General features: G+C 59.9%; 17 protein-coding genes and 1 tRNA gene. 7 read left to right on the forward strand and 11 right to left on the reverse strand.

All coding sequences use genetic code 11. The features are described 5' to 3' along the window. Positions 1-20: 20 nt before the first annotated feature. The 3 genes from GXP70_RS23135 to GXP70_RS23145 form a co-directional block, all read right to left on the reverse strand. The gene (locus GXP70_RS23135) at positions 21-1,142 is read right to left on the reverse strand and encodes a GntR family transcriptional regulator (RefSeq protein ID WP_162359012.1); all 1,122 of its coding nucleotides are present in this window, start codon (positions 1,140-1,142) and stop codon (positions 21-23) included. Positions 1,143-1,331: 189 nt separating this feature from the next. After that, a complete protein-coding gene (locus GXP70_RS23140) occupies positions 1,332-1,871 on the reverse strand; it encodes a CBO0543 family protein (protein ID WP_162359013.1) in 540 nt (179 codons plus the stop codon). 190 nt (positions 1,872-2,061) lie between these two features. Then, a tRNA-Lys gene (locus GXP70_RS23145) sits at positions 2,062-2,133 on the reverse strand. A 131-nt stretch (positions 2,134-2,264) separates the two neighbouring features. Between GXP70_RS23145 and GXP70_RS23150 the strand changes: the two genes are divergently transcribed. From GXP70_RS23150 to GXP70_RS23165, 4 genes are all read left to right on the forward strand, one after another. Beyond that, positions 2,265-3,563: an ISNCY family transposase gene (locus GXP70_RS23150; RefSeq protein ID WP_162360403.1), complete on the forward strand. Its 1,299-nt coding sequence runs from the start codon at positions 2,265-2,267 to the stop codon at positions 3,561-3,563. Positions 3,564-3,825: 262 nt separating this feature from the next. Next, the gene (locus GXP70_RS23155; protein WP_162359014.1) at positions 3,826-4,818 is read left to right on the forward strand and encodes a ketoacyl-ACP synthase III; all 993 of its coding nucleotides are present in this window, start codon (positions 3,826-3,828) and stop codon (positions 4,816-4,818) included. A 123-nt stretch (positions 4,819-4,941) separates the two neighbouring features. Next, complete coding sequence (locus GXP70_RS23160; protein ID WP_162359015.1) at positions 4,942-5,853, forward strand: J domain-containing protein; 912 nt, start codon at positions 4,942-4,944, stop codon at positions 5,851-5,853. Between the two features lie 152 nt (positions 5,854-6,005). Further along, positions 6,006-6,833 carry a DUF4362 domain-containing protein gene (locus GXP70_RS23165; RefSeq protein ID WP_162359016.1) on the forward strand — a complete coding sequence of 276 codons (828 nt, stop codon included), beginning with the start codon at positions 6,006-6,008 and terminating at the stop codon, positions 6,831-6,833. A gap of 1,264 nt (positions 6,834-8,097) precedes the next feature. On the opposite strand, the gene GXP70_RS23170 is transcribed toward GXP70_RS23165, so the two are convergent. Then, positions 8,098-9,228: a sn-glycerol-1-phosphate dehydrogenase gene (locus GXP70_RS23170; protein ID WP_162359017.1), complete on the reverse strand. Its 1,131-nt coding sequence runs from the start codon at positions 9,226-9,228 to the stop codon at positions 8,098-8,100. 194 nt (positions 9,229-9,422) lie between these two features. Between GXP70_RS23170 and GXP70_RS23175 the strand changes: the two genes are divergently transcribed. After that, positions 9,423-10,505, forward strand: coding sequence for a glycosyltransferase family 4 protein (locus GXP70_RS23175; RefSeq protein WP_162359018.1), 1,083 nt, complete (start codon positions 9,423-9,425; stop codon positions 10,503-10,505). 102 nt (positions 10,506-10,607) lie between these two features. Continuing rightward, positions 10,608-11,324: a glycosyltransferase gene (locus GXP70_RS23180; RefSeq protein ID WP_162359019.1), complete on the forward strand. Its 717-nt coding sequence runs from the start codon at positions 10,608-10,610 to the stop codon at positions 11,322-11,324. Positions 11,325-11,528: 204 nt separating this feature from the next. Here the strand turns inward: GXP70_RS23180 and GXP70_RS23185 are convergent, their stop codons facing one another. The 7 genes from GXP70_RS23185 to GXP70_RS23215 form a co-directional block, all read right to left on the reverse strand. Further along, positions 11,529-12,320, reverse strand: a complete 792-nt coding sequence (locus tag GXP70_RS23185; RefSeq protein ID WP_162359020.1) for a lipid II flippase Amj family protein — start codon at positions 12,318-12,320, stop codon at positions 11,529-11,531. 131 nt (positions 12,321-12,451) lie between these two features. Continuing rightward, positions 12,452-13,381 carry a cysteine synthase A gene (cysK, locus tag GXP70_RS23190; RefSeq protein ID WP_162359021.1) on the reverse strand — a complete coding sequence of 310 codons (930 nt, stop codon included), beginning with the start codon at positions 13,379-13,381 and terminating at the stop codon, positions 12,452-12,454. 47 nt (positions 13,382-13,428) lie between these two features. After that, a complete protein-coding gene (locus GXP70_RS23195; RefSeq protein WP_162359022.1) occupies positions 13,429-13,887 on the reverse strand; it encodes a GNAT family N-acetyltransferase in 459 nt (152 codons plus the stop codon). A gap of 135 nt (positions 13,888-14,022) precedes the next feature. After that, entirely contained in the window at positions 14,023-14,604 is a 582-nt protein-coding gene (locus GXP70_RS23200; RefSeq protein WP_162359023.1) for an HAD family hydrolase, read from the reverse strand. After that, positions 14,601-15,134 (reverse strand): GNAT family N-acetyltransferase, encoded by a 534-nt coding sequence (locus tag GXP70_RS23205; RefSeq protein ID WP_162359024.1) that lies wholly within the window; start codon positions 15,132-15,134, stop codon positions 14,601-14,603. The genes GXP70_RS23200 and GXP70_RS23205 overlap by 4 nt, the downstream gene beginning before the upstream one ends. Positions 15,135-15,166: 32 nt before the next feature. After that, entirely contained in the window at positions 15,167-15,727 is a 561-nt protein-coding gene (locus GXP70_RS23210) for a GNAT family N-acetyltransferase (RefSeq protein ID WP_162359025.1), read from the reverse strand. A 102-nt stretch (positions 15,728-15,829) separates the two neighbouring features. Beyond that, positions 15,830-17,041, reverse strand: a complete 1,212-nt coding sequence (locus tag GXP70_RS23215) for a GIY-YIG nuclease family protein (protein WP_162359026.1) — start codon at positions 17,039-17,041, stop codon at positions 15,830-15,832. A 177-nt stretch (positions 17,042-17,218) separates the two neighbouring features. On the opposite strand from GXP70_RS23215, the gene GXP70_RS23220 reads away from it, so the two are divergent. Further along, the gene (locus tag GXP70_RS23220; RefSeq protein WP_162359027.1) at positions 17,219-17,596 is read left to right on the forward strand and encodes a VOC family protein; all 378 of its coding nucleotides are present in this window, start codon (positions 17,219-17,221) and stop codon (positions 17,594-17,596) included. The last annotated feature ends 634 nt before the right edge of the window (positions 17,597-18,230 follow it).

Here is an 18,230-nt window from a genome sequence, read left to right on the forward strand (position 1 = left end):
AACTTGTACGTACCTGTTGGCTAGATCATTTTCGAAACTTGTTCGGATATCTGCCGCGTCGATTCGCGGATGATCAGCTCCGGCTTGTACGACCGGGATGCCGGGACGGACGCTCCGCCGCTCTCGATGAGCTCGAACAGCATGCGCGCGGCATCCTCGCCCATCTGCTCCTTCGGATGCGTGAGCGTCGTCAGCTTCACTTCCGTCGCCGTCGCGAGCGAGGAATCGTCGAACCCGACGATCGAGACGTCGCCCGGGACGGACAGATCGAGCTGCCGGATCACTTCGAGCAGCCGCAGAGCGAGCTGGTCGTTGTAACAGACGAGCGCCGTCGGCCGCTCCCCTTCGGGCCGGCTCAGCAGCCTGGCCGCCGCTTCGACCGGCTTCTCCGCCTGCTCTTCCGTCCGATAGGCGATGACGAAATCCGGATGAAGCGCGTGCCCTTCCCGCTGATGCGCCTGCATGAACCCTTTGAGACGCAGCACGCCCTGCCGGTCGTCCGTCTTGAAGAAGCCTGCGATCCGGCGATGGCCAAGGCCGATGAGGTGTTCCGCGGCGGCGCAGCCTCCCGCCTCGTCGTCGATCGTAAGCGACGGGCTGCTGATCTCCGGATATTCGGCGTTAATCATGACGTACGGAATGCGCCGGTTGTGGAGCGCCAGGAAGTAGTCCAGATTCGGGTTGCCCTCCGCGCTCTTGGTCGGTTCGATGATCAGCCCGCCGAGCGGCCGGCTCGTCAACAGCGAGAGGCTTTCACGCTCTCTGCGCTTGTCGTTGTCCGTGCTGGAGAGCATCAAATTATAGCCCTTGGCGCGGATCGCGGATTCGGCTCCCCTGACGATGAAAGGAAAGATGTAATCGGAAATATAGGTCGTCACCAGGCCGATCGTCTGCGCCTCGGGACGCTGCTCGCTTGCCTTCGGCTCGGCTGCGAAGGTCCCTTTCCCTTGGATGCGGTACAGCCTGCCTTCCTGCTCCAGCTCGCCGAGCGTCTGCCGCACCGTTTGCCTGCTGATCCCGAACCGTTCGGCGATTTCGTTCTCGGACGGCATCTGTTCGTTCGGCTGCAGCCTTCCCGTGTCGAGCCAGGCTGTTATTTCTTTCTTCAGCTGCGCGTATTTGGGCAGTGCCTTCTGTTTCATACGTTGCCCCCTCAGTAACATGTATGTGTCCCTTAGTATAGCATCCTGCCAACTTGTATGCACATGTCAGTTGGCGCTGTACCGTTCCGAGCCTTGCCGAACATAAAAAAACGGAACCCTCGCAAGATCGCGCGGTTCCGTTGCTGTTGTTCCGTGAATAGCCTCATGCTGAGGGCCGATCGAAGATGATTATGGGCGGCTCTGCTGCCGGGTCCAATAATCGACGAATACTCTCGTTAACGCGCCTGTACATATATAGAACAGGAAAGAGCAAGGGTACGTCCAGCCGAAATACGTCAGCGTTCCGGCCCAGACCGAGAACGGCTCCCCGATGAAGGCGAATACGGCAGCTTGAATGAATAATGCGATCAAGAAGGCTTTCCAGCTTCTGCAGTATTGATAAATCAGCATTTGCGCGACGGGAATGACGGAGAAGTCAAACGGGAATGAAATCAGCGACCAGGGAACAAGCTTAATGGGATACACCCATGCGCCCGTGTCGGAACCGAGGTCGTCCGTAAACGAAGTGATGATCAGCACCATCAGTCCGAAAACCCAAATCGCGAGCGATCGTTTACGGTCAATGAGCTTCAAGAGAAGGAACCACGGCAGAACAAGCCCCGCAAGCAAATACCACCACTGCCATGTGAACAGCCCGCTTGACAGCCATCGCTCCCACTCTGTATGCGCAGCCTGCTGCTGCACGTCACGCAATCGTTCATCCATCATCGGTATGCCTCGATATCAGATATTTGTACGTCACTTGTTAGTTTTGCCACGGAAGCAACGGAACAAACTTCTGCGATCATTCGCCGCATGCTTGTTCAAATACTTGTTCGGCATCTGACACACGGCCCATAAGACGCTGGAAGCACAAAAAAAACCTGCCCGCAGCGCGGACAGGGGAATTTCGAAACAATAGGCCCGGTGGGGGTCGAACCCACAACCTACCGGTTAAGAGCCGGTTGCTCTGCCATTGAGCTACGGACCTGCAATATTTTGATTATACAATAACAGCAAGGAAACAGCAAGTCCCAAAAACGAAAACTGTTGTTCGTCTGTGATAATGTCACCCTGTAACTGTTCTGAGATAATGTCACTATGAGACAGGAGACCATGACATTGACGAACACAGAGCTGAAGAAGGTATTGGTTGTGGAGAAAGTGTTGGATGGACACATGACGAATGAGGAAGGAGCTGCCCTGCTGGGGCTTTCGGTTAGACAGGTTCAACGTCTGAAAAAACGTTATCAAGTCGGAAACGCTGGGGGGATCGCTCACGGCAATCGCGGACGTAAGCCCGTTCATGCCTTGTCCGCGGAAATCAAGGATCGAGTCGCGGAACTTTACACACAAAAGTATCAAGGCAGCAACAGCTGTCACTTTGCCGAACTGCTTGCTGAGCATGAGGGGATTGAACTAAGCGGCGTCAGCACACGTCGCATTCTCCTCACCAAGGGTTTGAAATCGGCGAAACAGCGTAGACGTTCGAAGGTGCACCAGCCCCGTAAACGTCGCTCCCAAGTCGGTATGCTTTGGCAGATCGACGCAACTCCGTATGCTTGGCTCGAGGATCGTGCCCCTGTCTTTGCCCTTCACGCCGCCATCGACGACGCTACCGGCATCGTGACAGGCGCCGTATTCATGCCCACTGAATGCCGCGAAGGGTATTCGCTTGTGATGATGCAGGGAATCAAGAAACAAGGCATCCCACTCGGACTCTACAGCGATCGCCACACCATCTTCCGTTCGCCGAACGAGAAACTTACCTTGGAGCAGCAGCTTGCTGGCATGACCAAGCCCCTCTCGCACTTTGGCAAGGCTATGCATGAATTGGGCATCGAACACATCAAGGCCGTCACGCCGCAAGCCAAGGGCCGCATTGAGCGCCTCTGGGTGACGCTGCAGGACCGCCTCGTCATTGAGCTGCGATTGCTCGGTGTATCGACCATCGAGGAGGCCAATAAGGCACTCCCCAAGCTTATCGCCAAGCACAACAAGCAGTTTGCCGTAGCCCCCGTATCTGCCGACTCCGCTTACCGCAAGCTTGGCAAGGACGTACGCTTAGAGCATGTATTCACGACACGTGAACATCGTAAGCTGGGTACGGGCCGAACGCTTTCGTACGGCGGGAGGATTTACACCTTCGCCAAGGCGGTACCGGGACACTGGGATGCCAAATCCGTTGTCGAGGTCCGAGAGACACTTAGCGGGGCCTTGCTGATCTGGCACAACGGAGAGGCCTTAATGCTGAAGGAGACCACGAAAGCGGTCCGACAGGCGGAGAAGAAGCCCAATAAAAAAGCGGGTATTGCGCAGCCACGCAAACCCGCCGCTGACCATCCTTGGAAAAGGACGTATCAGGTACACCAAAAACAGATTCAGAATACCACAATGCAAGGCCGAAACCAAGCCACCTGACGGTGGCTTTAAACTCAACGGGGGTGACATTTTCACAGAACAGTTAGGGTGACATTCTCTCAGACAATTGACAGTCCCAAAAACGAAAACGCGTCCGGAAGTCGCATCCGATTGAATATTCCCCGTTTAAGAAACAATAAGGAGCACTGGAATATGTACAGGTCACGATGCCAAATAAACATATGGACATGATTGCTTAAAAGGTGTACGCTTGACGCATAACACCAGATACTAGTACCTGGTACTAAGGAGTTGAGAAGGCATGCTTCAACACCCATTGCGATCGCTGGCGGCCATTACGGCTTTCGGCGCTTATGTACCTGAACGCGTCCTGACCAATCACGATTTGGAGCAGCTGGTGGAGACGTCGGACGAATGGATTTTCCAGCGTACCGGCATCAAGGAACGGCGAATCGCGGCGGAAGGCCAATTCTGCAGCGACATGTGCTTCGGCGCGGTGCGGGATTTGCAGCTGCGTTACGGCGCCGTGCTTGAAGACGTCGATTATGTCATCGTCGCCACGACCACGCCGGACACGTACTTCCCCAGCATGTCCGCGCGGGTTCAGGCGGAGTTCGGCATCGCCTCCTGCGGCGCAGCCGACATTCAAGCCGCTTGCGCGGGCTTCGTCTCTGGGCTGCAGATGGCGAACGGCCTGCTGCTCACCGGCGCTTATCATAAAATTCTCGTCATCGGCGCGGAGACGCTGTCCAAGGCGACGGACTACACCGACCGCACCACCTGCATCCTGTTCGGCGACGGCGCCGGCGCGATGCTCGTGGAACGGCGCGAGGACGGAGCATTCCTCGCGTCCTATAACCGGACGTCGGGCGGCGACGGTCACCATCTGTACCGTTCATCGCTGGCCTCGGCGATCGACGGCGTGCCGATCAAGACGAACGGCATGATCGTGCAGAACGGGCGGCAGGTGTATGCCTGGGCCGTCACCTCGGTGACCAAAGGCATCCAGGAGCTGATGGCGCGCAACAACTTGACGCTGGACGATATCGGCTGGTTCGTGCCGCACAGCGCCAACATGCGCATCGTCGAATCGGTCTGCGAGCGAACCGGCGTTTCGCTGGAGCGGACGTTGACGAGCATTCGGGAATACGGCAATACGTCGGCGGCCTCCATCCCCCTCGCGATCGATTTGGCGCTGAAGGAAGACCGGATCAAGAACGGCGACACCCTGCTCCTGTACGGCTTCGGCGGCGGGTTGACGGAGTCGGCGCTGCTGCTGCGCTGGACGCTGTGAGCATGAACGAACCGGCTTGATCGCGCGTGCGGACAGCCGGTTCGTTTTACATTTTGTCGATTGGGGGCAAAGGCGGTATACTAGAAGGTATACGAACCTATAGAAAGCGAAGGTAGACCTGATATGGATGAACTGAAGAAGGCTTACGAGCTGCTCGGCCTGCCGGAAGGCGCGTCGAAGGAAGACGTCGAGAAACGGTATTTCTTATTGATCCGCCGGGAGCGCGCCAGCCGGCAGCGCGATGAATCGGAACAGCCGGGCGAACAGGCCGCCGGCCTGGAAGGCATCAACAAAGCGTACAAGACGATTCTGGAATACGAAGAGAAGCAGACGATGGAGCAGTTCAACGCCGCCGCTTATGGCAAATACAAGGGCATGGCCGGTTCCGCGCAGAAGGTCGATCATTTCTTCAGCTATTATAAATTCCATGTGCTTGGCGCCATCGCGCTCATTCTCATCATTATTTTCAGCACGAAGGGCTACATCGACCACCGCCACAAAATGGCCGAGCTCGCGAAGCTTCCGCCCATTGATGTAAGCGTCTCCTTCTTCGGCGAATATTACAGCAAGGACGGTACGTATCCCGTTACCGACATGAAGCCGCTGGAAGCGGACTTCCTGTCGCAGTTCCCGCAATGGGAGCGCGTCCAGACCTTCTTCACGTACGTGCCGTCGACGATGCAGAGCGAGCAGGACTCCGCGCTGATGCAGAAGAGCATCATCGATCTGATGATGAACAAAGCGGACGTGTACATCCTGGATAAAGCGAATTTCGCGAAACTGGCCATGGACGGCTCCCTGCTGCCGCTCGACGGCGAGAACGCCGCCAAGCTGGGCGCGGGCCTGAAGCCGGCGCTCGAATACAAAGCGACCACGGAAGACGTTCCCGAGGAGCATGTCTACGGCGTCGACATCTCCGCCAGCCCGTTATTGAAAGCCATCCCCGTCGTCGGCAAGGAGTACATCGCGGGGGTCCGCGTCAACGCCGGCCGGCCGGATAACGCGCTTGCGTTTATTGCCAAATATCTAGAATAAGCCCCTCTTCCGGTTATTGAGCCATCCGGTCCGGGACGGAACAAGCAGAGCGCAGCCGGCGTACAGCATGTACGCCAGGCTGCGCTTTGTCGTTGGCGTGCAACATTCCTTGCGCGCGCTTCGTCGTAGAGGCCAATAAGGGGGAGAGAGCTATGCGTATCGTTACGATTATGCTGGGCGCGGCGCTGCTGCTGGGCGTGGCAGGCTGCGGGAATGGTCAGGGGAAGAACGGGCCCGCCCATGCGAAGGCCGCAGCCGAACAGACCGCCGATGCGCCTGGGCAAGCCGCTGCCGAGAGCAAGGCCGAACAAGCGATCGTGAGCCGCTCGGTCGGCTTCGGGAAGGTCAATCCCGCGCCTTACGGCCGTTTCGCCGAACCGCGGCAGATCGATGCCTTCGCGGAAGCGATCCAGTCCGCGGAGCAAATCCAAGGCGTCCTCGACGTAGCCCAGCCGGATTACGATGTCGTCCTTCAGCATGACGGCAAGCGCCAGGACATTCATCTGTGGCTGGACACGCGTTCGGAGCATGGCATGTTTACCTACGTGTCCGACACGGGCACGGGCTACCGGCTAACGACCGGATCGACCCGCGAGCTGATGGAATTAATCTGGGGGATCCGGTACGATTCCAAGCAAGCCGCGGCGAACGGAGATATCGTGAACCTGATCGGCAGAATCGAAAATCCGGCGACATGGGAGCGGTTCATGCAGAACGTGAAATCCGGCGGCAGCGACGCCGTTCAAGTCGTCCATTACACGATCGAGGGCGACCCCATCTTCGACGATCTGTCCTTCGACGGCCGGACGATCGCGCACCGGTTCGACAATACGCACGATGCCTACGGGTCGCCTGCGAAGCGCTTGGAGTACTGCCAATCGATCGAGGAGATGAAGACGGAGAAGGGCACGGTGTACACGCTTGCCGCCTGCGGAGAAGACGGCAAGCGCAGCGAGACATTCCAGCTGTCAATCCGGTAGGCGAATTTGGTAGGCAATTCGGTAGGCGGATACGGCAGGCGATTCGATAGGACGATTCGGTAGGCCGATCCGGCAGGCGATTCGATAGGACGATTCGGTTGATGGATACGGTAGGCGGATACGGTAGGCGATTCGATAGGACGATTCGGTAGGCCGATCCGGCAGGCGATTCGATAGGCGATTCGGTAGGCGGAAACGGTGGGACGATTCGGCAGCACGATCCGGTAGCCGATTCGCTTGGCCGATCCGGCAGCACGATTCGGTAGCACGATCCGCTAGGCCGATCCGGCAGCACGATCCGGCAGGGCGATTCGTGTCAGCCGCGAACGCGAGCGCAAGCAAACTTAAAAAGCGGCAGTCGGAACACAAGTGCCCCCCTGCTGCCGCTCAGACTGTCGAGAAAATATTCGAATCTTCAAATCGCGGCGCCTGAATGGGATAACCTCCGTAGGCGATCGGACACAGGAACCGCTATTTGTATTGAAATCGGTATTTTGGGCTGACAATCGGACACAGGATCCGTTATTGCCCCCTGGAAGCGCCGAATATCTACATGCAGGGTGAAATAGCGCATCTCCTGTCCGCATGCGCAAGGAAAAACAATGAAACCCGGCCAATAACGCATCTCTTGTCCGCTTCCTTGACTCAACGGCAGTACTGCTGCCCAGCCGGCCCCAAAAGCCGATTGATCAAAATAGTTTCGGCAGCAATGCAAGCAATGCCGGGGAAGCGGCAGCCTGAGCGTCTTTCTGCACTTCGCGCTGCTACCCGCGACGGCGCGTGATGGCTATCAACCTCATTCAAACGGGTAGCCGCGGGAAGCCCGCCCGAACTGCCCAAGAATGGCGGTTCAAGCCGCCCCAAGCCATTAGATGCAATTCCCCGTCGATCCCACTACATCAATGATGCCGCTCTGGACAGAAGCGGCAGTCGGGAACAGAATGTCCATGACTGCCGCTGTTTGGCATGCGCAAATAATATCGGATGTTTCGCATAAAGCGCTACCGCCGGGACCGGCGCCGCCCGGTTCGTACCCACGCAGCGCCTGCCCGCCTCTTACCCACGCAGCTCCGGCCTGCCTCTTACCCGCGCAGCTCCTGCCCGCCTCTTACCCTCGCAGCTCCTGCCCGCTCCATACCCACGCAGCTCCTGCCCGCCTCTTACCCTCGCAGCTCCTGCCCGCTCCATACCCACGCAGCTCCTGCCCGCTCCATACCCACGCAGCTCCTGCCCGCCTCTTACCCACGCAGCTCCTGCCCGCCTCTTACCCGCGCAGCGCCAGGTGCTTCAAGCCCGTGTAGCGGTCGCGCAGCTTATGCGCTTCCCGCATCGATTCCGCGATCAGCGCATCCGTCAATCCGATCTCGCCGGGATCCGCCGGCCCGCCGGCCCGGCGCAGCCATGCCTGCAATTGCCCGCTCTCCGGCAGCCGGCCGAAGATGTCCGGGTACGCCTCGCCCAGCGCGTCGCGGTACAGCTTCGCGAGCATCACGGACGCGACGCCGACCTTGGCGCCGTGCAGCAGCTGCCTCCGCCCTTCCGCGATATACGCCATCTCCCAATGGTGCGACAGATGATGCTCGCCTCCGGAAGCCGGCCGCGAATGGCCGACGAGCAGCATCGACCAGCCTGACAGCAGCAGCGCCTCCATCAACACTTCGACGCCGCGCCGCGAGCCCGCCGCGATTTCATCCACCGTGTCCAGGCATTGCTGCAGCGCGCGCTCCGTAAGCTCGTACGCCAGCGGACAATAATGCTCGCCTGCCATCCGCTGCGAGAACCGCCAGTCGGCCAGCGAGGTGAACTTGCCGAGCATGTCCGCGAAGCCTGCCGCCGTCAGCCGCTGCGGCGCCGCCGCAAGCACGTCCAAGTCGGCGAAAATCGCCTCCGGCGCGATCGCCGGAACCGTCTGCTTGAAGCCGTCCGTAATGATCGGCGCGCCGACGGACGTGAAGCCGTCCACCGAAGCCGCCGTCGGAACGGAGATGAAGACGCGGCCCGTCTGGAAACAGGCGAAGCGAACCACGTCGTTGATCGTCCCCGAACCGACCGCGAGCACCGCCTCCGCGTCCCGTGGCGTTTCCAACAGCACCTGCACGATCGTCCGCTCGTCGGCGATCACGTCGCCTTGCCCGTTCGCCTTCAGACGGCATACGGCGCAGGCGATGCCCGCTTCCGCAAGCGACGCGGCAAGCCGTTCCCCGGCCGCGTTCCATGTATTGTCGTCGGCGACGAGCGCGACGGACGCGAAGCCCCGCAGCCTTATATAAGGCGCGATCTTCGCAAGCGCCCCCGCCTCCAGCACGCCGTCCATGACGATCGGCGCGTGCACGATGCCCGCCGGCTGGCGGGCTGCCGCCTCGTTGATTTCATGTAAAGCCGCTTTGATTTCCATGCCGCTTCCATCCCCTTTCATCGCAGCCGATGAACGGATTGATCTCCGCCGACCGGCATCCTCTTGCTTACCGTCATTTTAACACATCATGGCGATTGCAAGTCTCGCAGAATCGAGAGAGACAAGGACCCAATCGGGTTGCAGGCCCCGGACATAAACTAATGATAAGTGTGTCCATAGGGAGGATAATGGCTATGAAGCTGCTGTTCACGTACTTTATTCCGAGCGGAGGCATCGAGACGCTCAATCGGCTGCGCTACCATGCCTTGCGCGCCGTCGGCATCGAGTCGCACGCCCTTTACCTGTGGAACGGCGCAGGAACGCAAAACATGGCGGACATTCCCCATTTCGTGACGAATAACGATTTCGAAATCATCGACGTGCTGAAATCCGGCAGCTACGACGCCGTCATCGTCATCTGCGACCATCTCATGCTGCAGCGAATTCGCGGTCTCGGCTATAAAGGGCCTGTTCTGTACGAGGCCCAAGGCTTGGGCACGAGGGAGGACGCCATCGGAACGATCGCATTCGCCTCCACGTTCATTCGCGCCTACGCGCAGGGCGTCGTCAGCCCGCCGACCTCGCACATGATGGAGCTGTTCCAGCACTATCTCGGCGACTTCCCCCGATTCTACGTGCAGAACATGATCGACACGCAGCAGTTCAGTCATCATGCCGCGCCGTGGCTGAACCCGGCAGGCGCCCCGATCCTCGGCTGGATCGGACGGCTGGAGCACAACAAGAACTGGCGGCTCTACCTCCGCATCCTCGCCGCGCTGGCAGCGAATCGGCCGGATTTGACCGGCTGGATATTCGAGGATGCGTTCATCGCCGGCCCAGGCGAGCGGGAGGCGTTCAACGCAATGGTCCAGGAGCTCGGTCTTCAGCAGCGACTCGTCGTCCGTTCCAATATGCCGCACAGCCATATGCCGTACTACTTGTCGGCCATCGGCGATTCCGGCGGCATGCTGCTGTCGACCTCGTACGCCGAAGGGTTCGGCTATGCCGTCGCCGAGGCGATGAGCTGCCGCTGTCCCGTGCTGTCCACGGACTCCGACGGCGTGCGGTGCTTCATCGACCATAACCGCACCGGGAAGTTCTTCGTCAGCCGCACCGTTCAGGAGGCCGTCGCCGAAGCGAACGAGCTGCTGGACAACCGCAGCCTTGCCGAACGCATGCGGACGAAGGCGCAGCAGCATATCCGGACGCATTTCTCGCCCGGACGCTACGCTGCCGATTTCATCAACGTGCTCGCCGCGATCGGGCTTCACCGCTGAAGACCGGCAAGTTGGACCGATGCACCGGAGCAATTGACCGTGTCGCGATCGCCCTGTCCTCATATAGTATCAGGAGAGATTCGAAAGAAGAGGTGCACGAGCATGCTGCCAAAAGTATCGATCATCATCCCGTTCTACAACGATCCTTACGTCGATCAAGCGATTGTGAGTGCCCTTTACCAGACGTACCCGAACGTGGAAATCATCGTCGTCGACGACGGTTCGACCCGGCATCAGGACAAAATCGCGCCATATCGCTCGCGCGTGTACTATGTCGGCAAAGCGAACGGCGGCACAGGCAGCGCCCTGAACTACGGCTTCAACCTGGCATCCGGCAAATACATCGCCTGGCTCAGCTCCGACGATCGTTTTCTCACCGACAAAATCGCGAAGCAGGTCGCCTATATGGAGCAGACGGGCGCGCGGATCAGCCATACCGATTTCCACGTCATTAACGAGCATAACGCGATCACGCAATACGGCGCAGGCGTCAAATACCCGTCGGCCAAAGCGTTCATCAGCGCCTTCCGCCACGGCTGCCCGGTCAACGGCTGCACGATCATGATGACCAGGGAGCTGTATAAAGGGATCGGCGGCTTCAACGAAGGACTCCCGTATACCCATGACTACGATTTGTGGATCCGCGTGCTCTTGTCGCGCGTGGATTTTCATTATATCAACGAGCCGCTGACGCTCTATCGACGCCATTCCCAAATGGGTACCGTTCAGCATTTCGACACCATCTTGAACGAAGTCAGCCGCGTCAACCATACCTATGCGACGCTGATGGATTCGCTGATCGCCCAGCTTCCGGGGTGACCCGCGAACGCTTCGCCCGATCCGGGCGCAGGCGCAATGCGCTGACTTTCGCCATGCACCATAACCCGCTAATCCATGCCCGGCTGCCGCTTGCAGCCGGGCTTAACCGCGTGTGCCGGATAAACGCAAATCCGCCGCGCCCCGCCCTTCGTCTGCCGTCGTCGCAGGAAGGGGAGCACGGCGGATCATCGTTCATTGCGCCAGCTAGATGATTTGTACGAAATACCCGATTACATAAGCGGCCGGCAAAAGAATCAGCTGCGCGAGCATCGTACCGAAGAACCGGGTCGTCATGAGGACAACATAGATTTTGCCGAGCTTCGTGCGGTATTCCGCATTGCTGAGCGCCTTGTCGGTGATGAGGCCAAGCTGCGGATCGATGAAGATCGTCAAGAGGATCGTGGCGATGCCGTTGATAATGCCGGACGCTTGCGAGGCCGTCGTGCTGACATGCGGGAACAGATGCGCCGCATAGAGCGCGGCCAGCACACCGACGGTATAGAATGACGTGACGAGCATGCTGAGCACCATGAACGTCTTCGAGATGCCCAAGTACCGGAAGCGGCTGAGCCGCAGCCGGGGCATGCGAATGTAATACCGGGTGTTTTTGAGCTGGCCGATCGTCACGCTCGAAATCATTTTCGGCACCGAACCGGCGACCTCCAGCTTTGAGATCATGCGGCCGAACAGGCTCACGCAGGTCGGGAACAGTATAATCGCGATCAGCGTGCCGACCGACGAAGCCAGCAGCGTCACGCGCAAATAATGCAGCATCGGGAAGGATGGATGCGTCCGCCCGTAATCGACGAACTTGGCCGCTATCGGCCCCTGCACCATATTCGCCGTCCGCGAGACGAGCACGATGATCCCGGTCAACGACAAGGCGACGGCGATCTTATTCAGCCGGACGCCCGCAAGCCGAACGGCATACGACAGCGTCTCGGCCGTGTGAATGATCGTCGTCATGGCGAACACGATCCACAGATTGGTCAGCAAGCGCGCAGCTCCTCTTCCGGAAGGGTACACACGAGTTTCGCTTGGGATGGCCTGCAGCCGGGATGGGACTGCGCTCGCGGCCTCCGCTCCGGCCAATTTGGCTCTCTTAGTCGTTATAGCAACAAACGTCGTCAGTCGAATAGCGCCGTCGACAAATACCGCTCTCCCGTATCCGGCAGCAGCACGACGATCGTTTTGCCCTTGTTCTCCGGGCGTTTGGCCAACGCGACGGCCGCGCATGCCGCGGCTCCCGAAGAGATGCCGACGAGCAGCCCTTCCGTCTTGGCCAGCGCTTTCGCCGCTTCAATCGCTTCCTCGTTGTGAACCGGCAGAATCTCGTCGACCACGTCGCGGTTGAAATTGCCGGGCACGAAGCCGGCGCCGATGCCCTGAATCGCATGGCTGCCCTTCTGGCCGCCGGCAAGCACCTGCGAATCGTAAGGCTCGACCGCGACGATGTGGACGGACGGCTTCTTCGCCTTCAGCGCCTCGCCTACGCCCGATATCGTGCCGCCCGTGCCGACGCCGGCCACGAATATATCGACGGCGCCGTCCGTGTCCCGCCAAATCTCCTCGGCCGTCGTCCGTTTATGAACCTCCGGGTTCGCGGGATTCTCGAACTGCTGCGGAATGAACGAATGCGGAATTTCGGCCGCCAGCTGCTCGGCCTTCTTAATCGCCCCCGCCATGCCTTCGATCGCAGGCGTCAGAATCAGCTCCGCGCCGAGCGCCGTCAGCAGCTTCCGACGCTCCATGCTGAAGCTCTCCGGCAGCACGATGATAAGCCGGTAGCCCAGCGCCGCGGCCGCGAAAGCAAGACCGACGCCCGTATTGCCGCTCGTCGGCTCGATGATGACGGAGTCCGGCTTCAGCAGCCCGCGCTCCTCCGCATCCTTGATCATCGCGTAGCCGATGCGGTCCTTCACGCTGCCGGCCGGGTTGAAATATTCCAGTTTGGCGACGATCGTCGCCTGCGCCCCCTGCTTCTCGCTGAAATTCGCGATTTCCAGCATAGGCGTATTTCCGATCAGATCGGTTATTTTTTTTGCGATGCCAGCCATGGTTAATGACCTCCTGTGTGGTTCTCTCTACTTCAACTATCCTCGCCTTAGAGCCGCTTCTCGAAACATACGCTCGACGGACAAGCGATGTATTCGCCGAACGGCTCGATCGCCGCGTAACCGTTCTTCTTGTAGAACGCGACCGCTTCGACCTGCGGATCTCCCGTTTCCAGGCGGATCGCCGCGTACCGGCGCGCCCTGGCCTTCTCTTCCAGATACCGAAGGATCCGGCCGGCGATGCCCCGGTTGCGATACGCCGGATCGACGTAGAACCGTTTCAGCTCCGTCGACGTCTCGTCGATTTCCTTGATCGCGCCGCAGCCGGCGGGCTTCCCGTCTACGTAAGCGACGACGAAATGAATACCGGACAGCCCGGGGTCGTCCAAATCGACGACGAACACTTCCACCGGCGGATACAAATCGTACAAATACGCATCCAGCCGTTCGATCAGCTGCAGCAAATCGGGGTTAGTTATCTCTACGTCTCTCAGCACCGGTTCATTCATGTTCTCTGCTCCTTGTCCAGCCTGCCGCTTCTTGATGTCGGTCCTTGATGCCAATCGCTTGATGCCGGAGTCTCCATGTCGGGCTTCATGTGGGGTTACTTGTCGGGTTTCGTGTTCAGCTGCCGTTTGTCCGCCTCACGGCGCCAGCCATCGGTTCACTCGATCGATCCAAGCCTCTCGTTCATCCGCGAGCAGGCCATGCCATCCGGCCCGTTCGGCGGCGGCGGCGTTCTTGCGCTGGTCGTCGACGTACAGTACGGGGTCGGCCGGGTCAAGCTTCCGAAGCAGCCGCTCGAAAATCGCATCGGACGGCTTGAGGGCGCCCGCCTCGCTCGAAATGACGACATGCCGCACATAAGGCCGTATCGGCGCCAAACAAGGCGAAAGCCACTCCGCGCGGTGGTTGCTCAGAATATGAACATCCGCCAGCCGGCTCCACGCCGGGATGCATTGAAACGCCGGCAACGGCCGGATGGCGCGCCTCAGGCATTCCCTGGCCTCCCGCTCGGGCAAGCCGGGGCAGGACCCGCCCAGCCAGCGCCAGAAGTCCGCTTCCGGCAAGCTTCCGCTCCAGAACCCGTCGCGGATTTCGGCCGCGAAGGCCGCTTTGACGTCCGCATGAGGCCTGCCTGACGCCTCGCCGATCAGTGTCCAGAACAGGGTCAGGTTCGTAATAACGACGCCCCCGGCATCCAGGACGAGCTGCTTTCGGCTCATCGCAGCCCGCTGTCCAAACGTTTGCGCATGACGTACCAAGCATCCGTGCGATCCGGGTATTCGCCCTGCGACATCGCTTCATAGCCCATGCCGAGGTAGAACGGGACGTTCTTCGGCACCGACAGGCGGACGCCGATTCGCGTCTCGGCATATCCGCGGCTGACGGCGACCCGCTCCGCCGCTTCCATGAGCGCCGTCCCCATCCCCATTCCTCTCGCATGGGGCGTAACGGCAAGCCTGCCGATGTACATATAGTCCGCGGCAAAATCCACCTGCACGGAGCCCGCCGCATCGCCATTGAGCCAGGCCAGCAGCGCGCCGCCGCCGCGCCGGAACTTCGCTTCGATATCGGCGACTTCCTCCAGCAGGGCGCCGGAAGGCGGGACCATCCGGTCCCGGAATTGTTCGAACGCCTCGCGCATGACCCGGTGAACGATCGGGATCTCATCCGCCTCCGCCGGCCGGATGACGAAGCTCGCTGCGCCTGCCGCTTCCGCCGAATCGCGCGGTACCGTATTTTCCTCCCCCATGGCCTTCCCCCCGCCTCTCTTCCGATTCACCGTTAGGGAATCATCGCGAAAATATACGTATCCCGAACCCGCGACCCGTCCGCCGACAGGTCCTCGTTGCGAAGCGTGCCCTCATGCCAGTAACCGAGCCGCATCGGAATGGCCTGGCTGCGCTCGTTCAAGGCGTCGACGCGAATCTCCACCCGCCGCGCGAGCAGTTCCGTGAACGCGAACACCGTAATGCCCTGCACCGCTTCCGTCATGTAGCCCTTGCCGCTCTGCCGCGTATCGATCCAGTAGCCGATCTCGAACTTGCGCACGTTCCAATTCGGATTGTGCAAGCCGGAAGAGCCGACGAATTGGCCGCTCGCCTTATCGAAGATGAGCAGCCGCATGTCTTCCCGCTGTACGAATCTGGCGTACGCGTTGCGCAAATTCGCCTCTACTTCCTCCTCGACCGGCTCCTGCTGGGCAAATGGCAGCCAGGGCTGCAGTTCTTTCAGCGAAGCCTTCATCGCTTCGCATACGACGCGTCCGTCCCCGGGACGGGGGACGCGGATGAGCAGCCGCTCCGTTTCGAATTGCGTCGGAATATCAAGCAGCACCGGGTTCATCGGGTTTCCTCCTGAATAAGCGTATTTATCCTACCACACTAGCATTCGGCAGCTCGTTCACCAAGCCGCCGAAGCTGCCGAAGCCGCTTAAGGCCAGCTTCTTCATTCGCTGCCCTTGCGGTACTCGTAGTTCTGCCTGCACAGCTGCAGCAGCTCGTGCTTCAAGCCGCGTTTCGGCTGCGTAATGCGCAGGCCGGGGGCTTGTCCTTCGCCCGGACGGCGCAACGCCCTGCGCACCGCGGAGGGGTCCGCGATACGATTGACGATCAGCTCGTCCGGCTTCGTCTCCGTCCTGTACCGCTGGATGAGGAACCGGTCGCAGGCCGTCTCCGCGAATCCCCGCTCCAGCTCGTGAAGCTGGAAATCACGCAGCATGCCCTGCTGCACCTTCGCGATCATGACGCCTTCGCTGCCGAAATAGAGCACTTCCTGGTTCAGATTCGTTTCCCGGTCGACGATCTGGCGCTCCGGCGTCTTCTCCAAAATGCGGATATGCTCCAGCATGTTCTGGGCCTTCTCGAATTTCAGCTGCTCCGCGTACAGGGTCATCTGGCTGTACATGCGCGCGATCAGCGCATCCTTCGTGCCGCCGAACAGCAGCTCGCTCAGCCGCTTCGCGTCCTCCGCATACGCTTCCTCGGTGATGTGGCCTTCGCAGATGCCGCTGCATCTGCCGATATGGTAGAGCAGGCAAGCGCGTTTCGGCAGCACCGCGCACGAACGAAGCTTATAATGGTCCGCCAGAAACTCCAGCAGCTCCGTGCGGAATCTGGCGTTCTGGAACGGGCCGAACCGCTTCGGCTCGCAGGCCGCCGCTTTCGCGACGCCCTTCGCGGCCGCTCGGCTCGCTTCCCGCTTCCCCGCTGCCTTCCGCCCGCCTTGCGGCTGCTCCGCATCGCTTCCATCGGCCGCGGCTGCCTCCGCCTGGCCCGCTTCCGGCGCCCGCCGGTCCCGGTAATGAACCGTCAGCCGCGGAATGCGCTCCCCCGTCAGCTCCAAATACGCATACCCGCTGTTATCCTTCTTGAGCGCTCGATTATAGGGCGGCTTGTGGATTTTGATCAAATTGTTCTCCAGCAGCAAGCTCTCCGTCTCATTGTTGACGAGAATGACCTCGATGCTCGCAATCCGCGCGACGAGCTCGCTGATTCGCTTGCGGTCGTGGCGCCCCGTGAAATACGAGCGCAGCCGGCTTCGCAGCTTCTTCGACTTGCCGACGTACAGCAGCAGTCCGGATGCGTCCCGCATCAAGTAGCAGCCCGGCTTCTCCGGATAATCGCCGGCCTTGAACGCGAACGGCGCAGCAGCATCCATCTCCGTCCCGACACCTCCGACGAGCCGGCGGCACAGGCCGCGGCTCCAAACATTCGTTCCTAGACTATCATTGTACTGCCGGCGCATGCTTTTGAAAAGAAGCCGGAGCCGCGAAAACCCGGGAATCTGGAAAAATATGTGCTATACTATCGGCAAACGAAAGGAGTGGTTATGGACATGGCCATCAAACTGGATATGGTCGGCATCGTCGTCGCGGACATGAAGCGCGCGCTCGACTTCTATCGCGTGCTCGGCTTCGATATTCCCGAGGAGGAGAACGATCGTCCGCATGTGGAAATCAAGCACGACGGCGTCCGCATCGCCTTCGACACCGTCGAAGTCGCCCGAGACGTGTACGGCGCCTGGGAAGCGCCGTCCGGGCACCGGATCGAGCTGGCTTTCCTTTGCGGCAGCGCCGCAGAACTGGACGAGCTGTACCGGAAAATCACCGAGAACGGGTACGAAGGCCGCCGCGAGCCATGGGACGCGTTCTGGGGCCAGCGCTACGCCATTATCGCCGATCCGGACGGCAACTTGATCAGCTTGTTCGCGTAAGTCTGTTTATGTCGCGGCGCCGCTCCGGCGGCGAGCTGGCTTGGCCGATTCGGCGGCGGGCCTGGCTTGGCCGATTCGGCGGCGGGCCTGGCTCGGCCGCTTCGGCGGCGGGCGCTCGGCCGCTTCGGCGGCGGGCTGCTCGGCCGCTTCGGCGGCGGGCTGGCTTGGCATACGGTGCAAGGGTCGGATATGTATCCAAGCCTGAACCTGTTTATACCGGAAGTCCCGCCAGCTTATCCTGCTTAGCCGCTAACAGGCGGTTAACCCGGTTTCCTCTTGTCATGCAGCCCCTTAATCCCTGTCGGATCGCTGCTACCAGCGCGGCGGACAAGAGATCCACTATTTATCCGAATTTACGATTTTACGAGCGTTTATGGACAGGAGATCCGCTATGATGTCAAAAAGACATGCTTTCGGCATTGTTCGAGGTGAATAACGGATCCTCTGTCCGGCCGCTCTTCCAAACCTGCCGATTTAGAAAAAATAACGGATCCTCTGTCCGAATCTGCCTGCTTGCCTTCTTACCTCCCTTGCTTTCTGCCTACCATACTCGCAGCCCAAGGGCCAGTGTCCGCGAATTACGCAGCAGACCCAACCATTTCGACAAGAAAACCGGACATCGCTTCATGCGGTG

The organism is Paenibacillus lycopersici (genome assembly GCF_010119935.1).
GTDB classification, from domain to species: domain Bacteria; phylum Bacillota; class Bacilli; order Paenibacillales; family Paenibacillaceae; genus Paenibacillus_Z; species Paenibacillus_Z lycopersici.